11 protein-coding genes and 1 pseudogene are annotated in these 12,121 nt (G+C 46.4%); 9 read left to right on the forward strand and 3 right to left on the reverse strand.

Going from position 1 to position 12,121, the window contains the following annotated elements; translation table 11 throughout:
* Nucleotides 1-441: 441 nt before the first annotated feature.
* The 4 genes and pseudogenes from QZ918_RS31525 to QZ918_RS31540 all read left to right on the forward strand — a co-directional run.
* Nucleotides 442-690: pseudogene (locus QZ918_RS31525) on the forward strand (CpcT/CpeT family chromophore lyase); the annotation flags it as partial.
* Between the two features lie 487 nt (nucleotides 691-1,177).
* On the forward strand, nucleotides 1,178-2,326 hold the full coding sequence (locus QZ918_RS31530) for an NAD-dependent epimerase/dehydratase family protein (RefSeq protein WP_293342670.1): 1,149 nt from the start codon (nucleotides 1,178-1,180) through the stop codon (nucleotides 2,324-2,326).
* A gap of 328 nt (nucleotides 2,327-2,654) precedes the next feature.
* Complete coding sequence (locus tag QZ918_RS31535) at nucleotides 2,655-2,969, forward strand: hypothetical protein (RefSeq protein WP_293342673.1); 315 nt, start codon at nucleotides 2,655-2,657, stop codon at nucleotides 2,967-2,969.
* 2 nt (nucleotides 2,970-2,971) lie between these two features.
* A complete protein-coding gene (locus tag QZ918_RS31540; protein WP_293342676.1) occupies nucleotides 2,972-3,607 on the forward strand; it encodes a DUF4291 domain-containing protein in 636 nt (211 codons plus the stop codon).
* On the opposite strand, the gene QZ918_RS31545 is transcribed toward QZ918_RS31540, so the two are convergent.
* A complete protein-coding gene (locus QZ918_RS31545) occupies nucleotides 3,593-3,802 on the reverse strand; it encodes a hypothetical protein (RefSeq protein WP_293342679.1) in 210 nt (69 codons plus the stop codon). The two genes, QZ918_RS31540 and QZ918_RS31545, sit on opposite strands and share 15 nt — an antisense overlap.
* On the opposite strand from QZ918_RS31545, the gene QZ918_RS31550 reads away from it, so the two are divergent.
* Entirely contained in the window at nucleotides 3,783-4,916 is a 1,134-nt protein-coding gene (locus QZ918_RS31550; protein ID WP_293342682.1) for a glycosyltransferase, read from the forward strand. The two genes, QZ918_RS31545 and QZ918_RS31550, sit on opposite strands and share 20 nt — an antisense overlap.
* A 188-nt stretch (nucleotides 4,917-5,104) precedes the next feature.
* On the forward strand, nucleotides 5,105-5,254 hold the full coding sequence (locus QZ918_RS31555; protein WP_293342685.1) for a hypothetical protein: 150 nt from the start codon (nucleotides 5,105-5,107) through the stop codon (nucleotides 5,252-5,254).
* 91 nt (nucleotides 5,255-5,345) lie between these two features.
* Here the strand turns inward: QZ918_RS31555 and QZ918_RS31560 are convergent, their stop codons facing one another.
* Entirely contained in the window at nucleotides 5,346-5,528 is a 183-nt protein-coding gene (locus QZ918_RS31560) for a hypothetical protein (RefSeq protein WP_293158080.1), read from the reverse strand.
* Between the two features lie 63 nt (nucleotides 5,529-5,591).
* Here QZ918_RS31560 and QZ918_RS31565 point away from each other — a divergent pair, with 63 nt between their 5' ends.
* The gene (locus QZ918_RS31565; RefSeq protein WP_293342688.1) at nucleotides 5,592-6,851 is read left to right on the forward strand and encodes an RNA-guided endonuclease InsQ/TnpB family protein; all 1,260 of its coding nucleotides are present in this window, start codon (nucleotides 5,592-5,594) and stop codon (nucleotides 6,849-6,851) included.
* Between the two features lie 148 nt (nucleotides 6,852-6,999).
* Here QZ918_RS31565 and QZ918_RS31570 read toward each other — a convergent pair whose 3' ends face one another.
* Complete coding sequence (locus QZ918_RS31570; RefSeq protein ID WP_293342691.1) at nucleotides 7,000-7,260, reverse strand: hypothetical protein; 261 nt, start codon at nucleotides 7,258-7,260, stop codon at nucleotides 7,000-7,002.
* A 420-nt stretch (nucleotides 7,261-7,680) separates the two neighbouring features.
* Here QZ918_RS31570 and QZ918_RS31575 point away from each other — a divergent pair, with 420 nt between their 5' ends.
* A complete protein-coding gene (locus QZ918_RS31575; RefSeq protein WP_293342693.1) occupies nucleotides 7,681-10,335 on the forward strand; it encodes a GAF domain-containing protein in 2,655 nt (884 codons plus the stop codon).
* A 150-nt stretch (nucleotides 10,336-10,485) separates the two neighbouring features.
* The gene (locus tag QZ918_RS31580; RefSeq protein ID WP_293342696.1) at nucleotides 10,486-11,628 is read left to right on the forward strand and encodes a sensor histidine kinase; all 1,143 of its coding nucleotides are present in this window, start codon (nucleotides 10,486-10,488) and stop codon (nucleotides 11,626-11,628) included.
* Nucleotides 11,629-12,121 lie beyond the last annotated feature (493 nt).

Below are 12,121 nucleotides of genomic sequence, written 5' to 3' on the forward strand. Positions count from 1 at the left end.
TTTTTTGGGATTGACTAATCCCTGACATTTGTTGTAAAATAGATTCTAGAATATTCATCAGGCATTTTTTTAAGTTCGTGTGTTTTTTGAGCTTAACGTAAAAAGTGCCTTTTTTTTGCATTTTCGATGAAAATTCCAGAGACTTTTTGTCTCTGCTCGCTTGTGCATCCCTGTTCCAAAACTGTCCGGAGTATTGCACTCGCAACTTTTATAAAAAATAGATTCAATAAAGTCGATCGATATTTTAAACAATAATTTATCACCAAGCGAAAAATTTCAGACATCAACTAATCAGTCCCATTTGTAGGGTGCGTCAGCCACTTCTACCTCCCCATGATATAGAGGAGACGGCTTGGCCTTAGTGCCTACCCGATTAATTGTAGGGACTAAGGCCAAGCCGTCTCGTAATTTCGGCAACTAACTAATAATTCCGATGCTACCGGATTTGATATCATTACGCACTGGACGGACAGCAGCTTCAAAGGTCGCGTTGAATCCTGAAAAGGCTGCATGGTGGTCAGAAAGGGCAAAAACACCTGTCTAGACAGCGAATTCGAGATCGATCGAGACAAATTCACCAATCACGATCGCGGGCGTGACCCAGAAACCGACGCCCACGTCTGGGGAGCCCAGGCCGGCCCCTTTGAATTTACCCGCTGGGCTAGCTTTGCCGATGAAATTCAGGTTTAATAGAAAAAAATCGAGTTGGGATTTGGGAAACAACCCAGTTGATTTAAGGTTCAGAATGCACCAATACCTGGTACATTAACCCAGTGTTAGCAACCAAGATTCACCGTTGTTTTGTCAGGAACTCAGGGCTAAGTGCCACGCTCGCTTGTAAGAAATTGCAAGCTGTTCTGACCAGACCCCTTGATGGCGAGGAGATGTTATTTAGGTCACGACACCGGCGAATGCGACGCCAGTTTTGGGCTCTGTCATCTGCGATTAAACAGTTTGAAAGTCACGCTCAACAGTGTCGCAGGTCTAACAAGCCTTTATAACCAGGTCTGCACGAACATTACCCCGCAAGGGAGACTAAGGCAATTATGCCTCTTTCATGGAGGGGCAACCATACCCCTCCAACCCCGCAAGGGGATTGACGGGGACTCTCATTCCCCCGCGTCGTTTTCCTCTCAGGTCTAAAGACTCTGAGTTTCCCACTTACCGAATATTTTTTATGAAAGTCCTGGTTATTGGTGGCGATGGCTATTGCGGTTGGGCAACCGCACTTTACCTTTCAAACAAAGGTCACGAAGTTGGCATCCTCGACAGCTTTGTACGGCGGCACTGGGATCTGGAACTGTGCAGCGACACCCTCACTCCCATTGCACCGATTCAGCAACGACTCCAGCGGTGGCAAGATTTAACGGGCAAGTCGATCGACCTGTTCGTCGGTGACATCACCAACTATGATTTTCTCAGCAAAAGTATGAGAAAATTTGCACCGGATGCTGTAGTCCATTTCGGCGAACAGCGTTCGGCACCTTTTTCAATGATCGATCGCGAACACGCAGTCCTCACCCAAGTCAATAATGTAGTTGGGACACTAAATCTGCTGTACGCCATTCGCGAAGATTTCCCCGACTGTCACCTAGTCAAATTGGGAACAATGGGCGAATATGGCACCCCGAATATCGACATCGAAGAAGGCTATCTCACGATCGAACACAACGGCCGCAAAGATACACTACCCTATCCCAAACAGCCTGGAAGTTTTTATCACTTAAGCAAAGTCCACGATTCCCACAATATCCATTTTGCCTGCAAAACCTGGGGTTTAAGAGCCACTGACTTAAACCAGGGCGTCGTCTATGGCGTACTCACCGAAGAAACAGGCATGGACGAACTGTTGATCAACCGTTTAGACTACGACGGAGTATTCGGCACAGCATTGAACAGATTTTGCATTCAAGCTGCGATCGGGCATCCTTTGACAGTTTATGGAACTGGCGGACAAACCCGCACCTTCCTGGACATTCGGGATACCGTAAGATGCGTCGAATTGGCGATCGCCAACCCCGCCGAAGCTGGACAATTCCGAGTCTTCAACCAATTCACCGAACAATTCAGCGTCGGCGACTTGGCCGGATTGGTGCAAAAAGCAGGTATTGCAATGGGATTAAAGGTGGAAATCAATCACCTAGAAAATCCCAGAGTTGAAAAAGAAGAACACTATTTTAATGCCAAAAATACCAGTCTCTTAGACCTCGGCTTGCAACCGCACTTACTATCAGATTCGCTGCTCGATTCTCTGCTGAATTTTGCCACAAAATATCAGCATCGTGTCGATAAAAATCAGATTTTACCCAAGGTTTCTTGGCGGTAATCTCTGGGTTTTATTTGCCGGGATAGGGATTTTTTTGACGAACCGCGAAGGCGCTAAGGTCACGAAGTAAGATGAAAGATAAGAAAGGGAAAATGGCATTGCTGATTTGGAGTATGATTTTCCTCCGAAAGGTAGGGGCAATTCATGAATTGCCCGCAATCTATTCAGTAGGGGCAATTCATGAATTGCCCCTACAGAATGAATTGCCCCTACAGAATCCGTACTGAATAAATTTCACTATATCTTTCAATCTCTTTCTCTGTGTCCTCTGTGTCCTCTGCGGTTAATAAAAAAAGGCATCGGGTCTTGACTACTAAATTGTTTGGCAATGAATACCGTAAAAAGTCGAATTCTCATCCTGTTGCTTTTAGTTGTTTTACCGGGATTTTCAGCTAGTGCAGTTTGTGCTTATTATTTAGTACCAGAATGGGCTACACTAACGGCGAGTTATCAAAATTATCGCCGAGTTAGTGAATCCCCATCTGCCACCGCAACCCAAATTTCAATTGCCAGAACCGCCCAGGAAATTCACCGAATCAACTGCTTGGCTGAAGGTGTGGGATTGCTTTTAGGTGGGATAATTTTCTCAATGGGAATTCACGGAATTTGTATGTTACCCCCAAAAACTATCGATGGGAATTAGTTGTGGTAAAACTGCTGACAGAACCTTATTTAAATCAGGTAAGTAATTGGCCGAAAACTGGTCGTCATATTCTGGCACAATTTGACGAAAATACTGTTGTAGTTTATCAAGCTTACCGTCCGGCGATCGGTCTTTTTGCAGCGGAACATGGTTATTTTGGCGGTGAATTCAGCCTGAATCGCATGAGTTGGATTAAACCGAACTTTCTATGGATGATGTATCGATCGGGATGGGGGACAAAATCGGGTCAAGAAGTGACTCTGGCTGTTCGGATTTTGCGATCGGCTTTTGATGAAATTTTAGCATCCGCTGTCTATTCTAAGTTCGTTCCCGAAGTGTATGGAAGTGAAAAAGTATGGCGACAAGCTGTGAAAAGTTCGGATGTGCGGCTGCAATGGGACCCAGACCACCATCCCAGCGGTGCAAAACTGGAACGGCGCGCAATTCAACTCGGTTTGCGTGGCAATGTTTTAGCTAGTTACGCACGAGAATGGATTGTTGATATCGAGGATATTTCCGCATTCGTACACCAACAGCGCCAAGGATCTCACCTGGAATTACTCACTCCCTCCGAGACAGTGTACCCTGTTATCGACCCCGACCTTTGCCAAAGACTGGGATTATCAATTTCCCAATAATATAAGAATAACTAAATCCTTCTTCCTTCTTCCTGAATTTCCCCCATTGGGGGGCAAGGGGGGGTTGACTTCTTCCTTCTTCCCTCTTCCCTCTTCCCTCTTCCCTCTTCCCTCTTCCCTCTTCCCTCTTCCCTCTTCCTTCTTCCTTCTTCCTTCTTCCTTCTTCCTTCTTTTTATGAAAATTGCTCTGTTCACTGAAACATTTTGGCCAAAAATTGATGGCATTGTCACGCGCCTAATCCACACTGTAGATCACTTGCAGCGATCGGGCGAACAAGTTCTGATATTTTCTCCAGATTACGGAATTACAGAATACAAAGGTGCCCGAGTTTACGGTGTTGAGGGTTTGCCTTTGCCGATGTACCCGGAACTGAAAATGGCACTGCCCAGTCCGGCTATAGGTCAACAATTACAGAAGTTTCAACCGGATCTTATTCATGTTGTCAATCCCGCTATTTTGGGATTGGGCGGGATATATTACGGCAAAAAGTTCAATATTCCAATTTTGGCTTCTTACCACACCCATTTACCGAAATATTTACACCATTACGGTTTTGGAATGCTCGAACCATTGCTGTGGGAATTGCTCAAAGGGGCGCACAATCAAGCTGAATTAAATCTGTGCACTTCTACAGCAATGGTGGATGAGTTGAGAACTCATGGCATTGAGCGAGTAGACTTATGGCAGCGCGGTGTAGATACGGAAATGTTTGTCCCCGAATTGAAGAGTCGAGAAATGCGATCGCGCCTTTCTGAAAATAACCCAGATAGCCCCTTACTCCTCTACGTCGGCCGCCTCGGTGCCGAAAAAGAAATCGAATCCATCAAACCAGTCCTCGCCGCCATTCCCGGCGCCCGCCTCGCCCTAGTGGGAGACGGCCCGCACCGCCAAACCCTCGAACAATATTTTGCCGGCACCCCCACAAATTTTGTTGGCTACCTCAAGGGGCAAGAATTGGCTTCTGCTTACGCATCTGCTGATGCCTTCATTTTTCCCTCCCGTACCGAAACCTTGGGCTTAGTGCTCCTCGAAGCTATGGCTGCGGGGACGCCCGTAGTGGCGGCTCGCAGTGGCGGAATTCCCGATATTGTGACAGACGGTGTTAACGGCTATTTATTTGACCCCGCCGATGAAGCCGGAGCAGTGGCTGCCACCCAGCGCCTGTTTGCGAATCCCGAAGAACGGGAAACCCTCCGCCAAAACGCTCGCTCTGAAGCCGAACGCTGGGGTTGGGCGGCGGCGACTAACCAACTACGAGGCTACTATCGATCGGTCGTATTTGCCCAGTCCATGGCCTCTGCTGCTTAAATTTCACAAGCTGTCGCGCTTTTAAACCCTACATTCGGCACCTTATGGTGTCACACAGTATAATTACTCAGAAAAATCGCTTTTTCAAGTGATAAATTATGCTTTTTTCCAATTTATATCGGCCAACATACGGTAGAAAAGTATAATTTATTACTTAATTGGTCGATAAAAATAAGTAAAAACCGATTGTGACAGTTGAGGGTGCCGAATGTAGGCCAAACATTACCAACAGCTTAGGTTCCGTCCCGAGGCAGTTTCTAGCGAGGAGGGATGTCCTCAAAGATCGATCGAACTTTTTTGGCGATCGGATCGCCGTAGCTATCCTGCTGTATTGGTAAAGTAGTTGAGTTGGTGGAATGTCTTAACAAAACACGGTAAAATATCAGAGTTGTGGACTGAAAGTTAATTTCTACCCATGTCTACCCAAAACTACCCAGTTTGTCCCTCTTCCCCAATTAATTGGTCAACAAACAATCTCAGCCTTTCTTGCCGATCGGGGATAGCTTTGAGTTTCTCTTTCTGTCCTTCATACCCCCTAAACGCAATAACCGCCTTGTCTGTTGGTTCCGCAAGTCGTTTGAGAGCGCCGTATGTGTGTGCTTGAAAAGGCATTAACACCACCTGCATATGTAGGTAGGTTAATCCACTTGTACCAAACATTGAAAGGTCGAATCAATGCTTTTAAGTTTCCGAAGCGCATTAATCCCGAACAACAAGCAAATTACAGCTTTCAAAAAAGCATCAGGCGTTGCCAGACACAGTTACAACTGGGGGAACGCCCTGATTCAAGATTTGCTCAAACAACGCGAATTCGACAAAACACTCAAAATACCATCAGCCATTGACTTGCACAAACGGTTGGTTGCCGAAGTAAAATCAGTAAATAACTGGTACTATGAAACCAATAAAAATGTCCCACAAAAAGCATTAGGAGACTTGTGTCAAGCCTGGGAAAGGTGTTTCAAAAAAACATCAAAGCAACCGAGATTCAAGAAAAAGGGACAAAAAGATTCCTTTTACCTAGAATCAGGAACCAAAGCAAAGCCAGGAATTAATAACGATGGCAAGCGAGTCAAATTGCCATCGATCGGATGGGTAAAACTTGCCGAACCATTGCCGCTGACAGCAGTTCACAATTGCGTAATTAGTCGCACCGCCAATAGGTGGTTTATTGCCATCAAATACGAAGTTGAATTGCCAGAAGTTGCAACAAGTCGTCCGGTTGTTGGTGTTGATATCGGGATTAAAGAACTTGCTGTCTGCTCCGACGGCAAAGTCTTTGCGAATCCCAAAGCTTACCGACGGATGAGCAAAAATATCAAGCGAAAACAGCGGGACGTAAGTCGTAAAGTCAAAGGCTCTATTAATCGTGCTAAATCGATCGAGAAACTGAGCAAACTCTATGCTAAAGTAGCAAATATCCGAAAAGACGCCATACACAAGCTGACTAATTATCTTGCCAAAAACCACAGCGAGATTAAGATTGAGGACTTGAATATTAAAGCGTTTTTGAAGAATCACAAATTAGCCGGAGCGATTTCTGATTGTGGGATGTACGAATTTAAGCGGCAATTAGAATACAAAACGATTAAGTTTTTATCTAAACTAACAGTCGTAGATAGATTATTTCCTAGTTCGCAGATTTGCTCCCACTGTATCAAACATCGACAGAAAATGCCCTTAAAGAATCGTGTCTACGTCTGTCCTGATTGCGGCAATGTTCAAGACAGAGAGTTAAATGCGGCGAGAAACATAGAACGTTGGTTTGATGGAATTTTTATTCCAGAACGTTCGGATATGGCGGTGAGTTCCACCGCGTCAGCCTGCGGAGTAGACAAACCCGACAATAGCCATGTTGTCGCTACTGTGAAACAGGAAGTTAACACCAAAATTACTCATCTCCAGTTAAGTCTAGATTTGGGTAGCTCTGGGTAATTTTTTCAGAACGGAAAGATGAACTGCATACCCTTTTAAACAAGCGTTGAAGCATCAACCATCTATGGATATGTCGATCGTTGGTGACGTTGGTGTAGATACACAAATGTGGAGACATCCACATTTCAATAGCGCTTTTAACATTGTGTTAAAGGCTTTGAGAGATACCTCCGCATCCAGGGTGGACTTCAACAGTTGACAGTTGACAGTTGACAGTTGACAGTTTGAGAGCGGCCTCTACCCTTAAGTCCGAGGATTGGAGTAATGAATAGTCCGATCGTAATTTCTCCCGATCGGGCGGGCGGGCTTTCAACCAATTCTTTCTGGTAAGCTCCCCAGGCTGTGCTATACACAGTAGAGGTTGATTAGCAGCTTGTGGCGGGTGAAATGTATCTGTTGCGTTTACCATTAAACCATGAGTAGCTTTGGAATGCTTCGCGGGTGGGGAGAGTAGCGCCCTCCAACAGACAAAATACCGGTCGCCGATCGCGCTAAAACATTTACACCGCGCAGCAGCCGAGCACAGAGTGTCAAATCTACATTGCCCGCGATCGACAGCCTGCTACCTAATTTTCAGACTGGCAGGGTTCACAAGTCAAGTTCAACTTTAACTGGCGAACCCTCATCAGTATCCAGGTTGTAACAAAAAAAGATCGAGGATCTGTAACAAGCAAGCTGAACTTTCATCCGCCAAACAATGAACCCATTATTCCTCAAAGCGACAATCGAATGCTGAGTTGAAAAGCAAACAACTTAAACAGTTTGCACCGAAGCATCTAGCACCGATCGACCAGGCGGTCAATCTACCCCTCTGAGCAAGCAGTTAATCATGACATTCTCCAATGCTGGTAGCGTTCTGGCTACACTGACTCAAGTCAATTTTATGGGGGCATTGACCTCCCGTGTTAAGAGCTTGCCAGTTACTGAATTAGTGTGCCTGCTGGACTTTGTAACGGCTGAATTTCAGCAATTTATCCGGGCAATGGACCTGATTAACAATGAAGCACTCGAAACTCTCTTAGAGCAACTGTTAGATGCCTTCACTGTCAAAATTGGTCAAATTTTGCAAGCAGACCGGACAACAATTTTTTTGGTAGATGCCAACAAAAATCAACTGTGGCACAAAACAGTCGATGGACTCACGGGCGAAGATATAGAAATTCGCTTGCCGATGGATGCAGGCATTTTAGGCTACGTAGCAACTACTGGAAAATCGCTCAATGTTTTGCATGGTAGAGAACACGAGCATTTTAATGTCGAAGTAGACGAACCGCCGAACTACCGGGTTGAAACCATCCTCTGTATGCCGATTTTTAGCAGCAAGAGCCAGCACGAACCCGTAGCGGTGGTGAGACTGTTAAACAAAGCTGGCAATGCCCCCTTTACCGAGGAAGACGAACAGCAGTTCCAGGCTTTTGCAGATTCGATCGGGATTATTCTCGAAAGCTGTCAATCTTTCTACGTCGTGGCCCGCAACCAGCGAGGGGTGGCCGCACTTTTGAGAGCTACCACGACGTTGGGTCAAAGTCTTGACTTGGAAACAACTTTGCGCTCTGTCATGGATCAAGCTCGGGACTTGATGCAAGCCGATCGCAGCACGCTATTTTTATTAAATCCGGAAACCAACGAACTTTGGACAAAACTCGCCAAGGCCGACGGCAAAACGATGATGGAAGTCCGCATTCCTGCTAACAAAGGAATTGCAGGCTACGTGGCTTCGACCGGTCAAACTCTAAATATTACAGATGCTTACGACGATCCCCGCTTTGACCCATCTACAGACCAGCAAACGGGATATCGCACTCGCACTGTCTTGTGTATGCCGGTGCATAACGCCAAAGGTGAACTGATTGGGGTGACTCAGCTAATTAATAAGACTCAAGGCACTTTCACAACTTCCGACGAAGAGTTTTTGCGAGCATTTAATTCCCAAGCCGGAATGGCGCTGCAAAATTCTCAACTATTTCAGAACGTGATGGTGGAAAAGCAGTATCAAAAAGATATGCTGCAAAGTCTTTCAGATGCAGTCATTTCCACCGATTTGCAGGGGCGAATTGTCACGATTAACGAAGCGGCGCTGGAATTGTTGGGCTGTCCGGTAAATCAAGATAAAAGCAAACACAATCTCGCGATCTGGGAAAATAAACTGATCGATCGCTATGTTTGGGAAGTTGTGCCGATCGATAATTTGCAATTTCGACTCGAAGACAGTCTCCTGAATGCTGCCAGACATTACGTTCCCGAACAAAGTTTAACTGTGGGACTGTTGGTGGAAACAACACTGGGTAGCGCAGCAGCAGATACAGAAGCAGAAAGTTACATTTTGGCCGTGCCCGATCGCAATGACCCCACCTTATATTACGCTTGGGGCGAAAACAGCGCCTGGACTGAGGAAGTAGCCCAGGCAGAATTAGCTAATTCCCAATCTCTATTTTCGCTGCGGAATGCTGACCTCTATCACCCTTATTGTCCCCTACCCATCTCCGGCTCTCGAATTAAAGTAATTGAACGCAGTTTGAATTTAACTGTCAACCCGCTGATCAATCCAGAAGGTGGCGCGCGCGGCGGTTTAGTGGTACTCGAAGACATCAGCCGCGAAAAGCGGATGAAAACCACAATGTCTCGCTACATGACTCCCGGAGTCGTAGATAAAATCATGGCCTTGGGCGAAGGCTCCCTGATGGTGGGCGAACGCAAAGAAGTTACTATTTTATTTTCGGACATTCGCGGCTACACCACTCTGACCGAAAATTTGGGAGCCTCGGAAGTTGTGGCCCTATTGAACCAGTATTTTGAGACGATGGTGGAGGCCGTTTTCCACTACGAAGGCACTTTAGACAAGTTTATCGGCGATGCTTTAATGGCGGTGTTCGGTGCGCCCCTGCCGCTCAATCCCCCGGAAAGTCACGGTTGGATGGCGGTGCAGTCGGCTTTAGATATGCGCCGGCGCTTGAAAGAGTTTAATGATTCTCGCCCAGGTGCCGATCCGTTTCGCTTCGGAATTGGGATTAGTTCTGGAGAGGTGGTTTCGGGAAATATTGGTTCGGAAAAGCGGATGGATTACACCGTAATCGGGGATGCGGTGAATTTGAGTTCCCGCTTGGAACAGCTTACAAAGGAGTACGGCTGCGATATAATTTTGAGCGAATTTACCTACAATTTGTGTCGCGAACGGATTTGGGTGCGAGAGTTGGACAAGGTGCGGGTTAAGGGCAAAAATCAGCCGGTCGGCATTTACGAGTTGCTGCAAATTAATTCCGAGCCCCTCGATGGGGAAACCGAAAGGTTTTTGGAACTTTACAACAACGGCCGCCATGCTTATATTGCTAGAAATTTTCAGCAAGCTATTAATTATTTTGAGGCGGCTTTAGCTATGCGACCGAGCGATCGACCTGTGGAAGTTCAGATCGAGCGATCCCTCAGCTATTTGGAAATACCCCCGCCCGACGAATGGGACGGCGTGCATACTATGACAAAAAAGTAGCATATACTATCATATCCGAGAGCCTAAATGTAAAAAGATTGGATAAAGTTTTGAGATCTTCCTTATGACAGAGTTAAGAAGTGGAAAAATGTGAAAACATGAATCGGATGCCACATTAAAGTTAGTATTTATTTTCATACCGACAATTAAATGAACTATTTATCTGTTCCGAATGCCACAAAAGCCGATCGCATTCTGGTTGTAGATGACGCACCAGATAATGTTTTGTTGGTGCAGACAATCCTGGAAGAAGAAGGTTACGAAATTAGCACGGCCGAGAACGGCTTTTCGGCCTTAAGCCAAATCGACAAGTCAACCCCCGATTTGGTATTGCTAGACGTAATGATGCCGGGAATGGACGGTTACGAAGTCACCCAGCGAATGCGACAAAATAAGGAATTGCCCTTTATCCCGATTTTGCTGATCACAGCTCACGACAGCGCCAGTGTAGTCCAGGGACTCGACATGGGCGCAGACGATTTTATCCGCAAACCCGTGGAAATGGACGAACTGCTGGCGAGGGTGCGATCGCTCTTGCGGCTCAAACACAGCGTAGACGAACGAAATTCGATCGCCCTCCAGCGCGAAGATTTTGTCTCCAGACTCGCTCACGACTTGCGGACGCCCCTCGTAGCAGCCGATCGAATGCTAACTTTAATGCAGCAGGGAGCTTTGGGAGAAATCTCGCTCCCCATGCGCGACGCTTTCGGGACAATGGTTCGCAGTAACAAAAACCTGATCGCGATGGTAAATATGCTGCTGGAAGTCTACCGCTACGAAGCAGGGCGCAAATCCCTCAGTTTCGCTCCGGTTGACTTGCGCCAGCTTATTACCGAAGTAGCCGAAGAACTCGCTCCCCTAGCCGATGCTAAAAATTTGTCGGTGAATTTAGACTTGAGTGAAAGTGCAGAAAGTGCTCCGATTGCCAAGTATCCGGGCGATCGTCTCGAGCTGCACCGCTTGCTGACAAACTTAATCGGAAATGCGATAAAATTCACCGACAGCGGCTCAATAGATGTCCGCTTAAAAGCTGCCAATTCACCTGTTTATACGAGCTTCAAAAACCAACCTCTGGCATGGGTAATTATGGAAATCCAAGACACCGGCGCTGGCATTTCTCCCGCCGAACAAACGAAGTTATTTGAAAGGTTTGGCTCGGGAACTCACAAGAAATCCAGCACAGGTTTGGGACTGCACCTCTGCCGCCAAATAGTCGAAGCTCACCGCGGCACGATCGTGGTCAAATCCGAGTTGGGTAAAGGCAGCTTGTTTACTATTCGCTTGCCTTGTTAGAGCGATAGGGAAAGCGCTTTTCCGGCAAAATTTACAATCTCAACACTGACGCACGCCCGAAATCTATTCTGTCTCATATCAAATTAGATCAATCACGAGTCAGAAAAATAGGTTCGTAGTCAGGACTTTAGTCCTTCTTTGCCTCGGACTAAAGTCCGCACTACAAACCAGTCAATCACGAGTCAGAAAAATAGGTTCGTAGTCAGGACTTTAGTCCTTCTTTGCCTCGGACTAAAGTCCGCACTACAAACCAGTCAATCACGAGTCAGAAAAATAGGTTCGCAGTCAGGACTTTAGTCCTTCTTTGGCTCGGACTAAAGTCCGCACTACAAACCAGTCAATCACGAGTCAGAAAAATAGGTTCGCAGTCAGGACTTTAGTCCTTCTTTGCCTCGGACTAAAGTCCGCACTACAAACCAGTCAATCACGAGTCAGAAAAATAGGTTCGTAGTCAGGACTTTAGTCCTTCTTTGCCTCGGACTAAAGTCCGCAC

The sequence above is a fragment of the Microcoleus sp. CAWBG58 genome (genome assembly GCF_020883045.1).
Lineage (GTDB): Bacteria > Cyanobacteriota > Cyanobacteriia > Cyanobacteriales > Microcoleaceae > Microcoleus.

What these genes read in the sequence shown, in the direction of transcription:
- QZ918_RS31530 (WP_293342670.1), top strand. Translation starts at nt 1,178, where the DNA reads ATGAAAGTCCTGGTTATTGGTGGCGATGGCTATTGCGGTTGGGCAACC.
- QZ918_RS31535 (WP_293342673.1), top strand. Translation starts at nt 2,655, where the DNA reads ATGAATACCGTAAAAAGTCGAATTCTCATCCTGTTGCTTTTAGTTGTT.
- QZ918_RS31550 (WP_293342682.1), top strand. Translation starts at nt 3,783, where the DNA reads ATGAAAATTGCTCTGTTCACTGAAACATTTTGGCCAAAAATTGATGGC.
- QZ918_RS31560 (WP_293158080.1), bottom strand. Translation starts at nt 5,528, where the DNA reads ATGCCTTTTCAAGCACACACATACGGCGCTCTCAAACGACTTGCGGAA.
- QZ918_RS31565 (WP_293342688.1), top strand. Translation starts at nt 5,592, where the DNA reads ATGCTTTTAAGTTTCCGAAGCGCATTAATCCCGAACAACAAGCAAATT.
- QZ918_RS31570 (WP_293342691.1), bottom strand. Translation starts at nt 7,260, where the DNA reads ATGGTAAACGCAACAGATACATTTCACCCGCCACAAGCTGCTAATCAA.
- QZ918_RS31575 (WP_293342693.1), top strand. Translation starts at nt 7,681, where the DNA reads ATGACATTCTCCAATGCTGGTAGCGTTCTGGCTACACTGACTCAAGTC.
- QZ918_RS31580 (WP_293342696.1), top strand. Translation starts at nt 10,486, where the DNA reads ATGAACTATTTATCTGTTCCGAATGCCACAAAAGCCGATCGCATTCTG.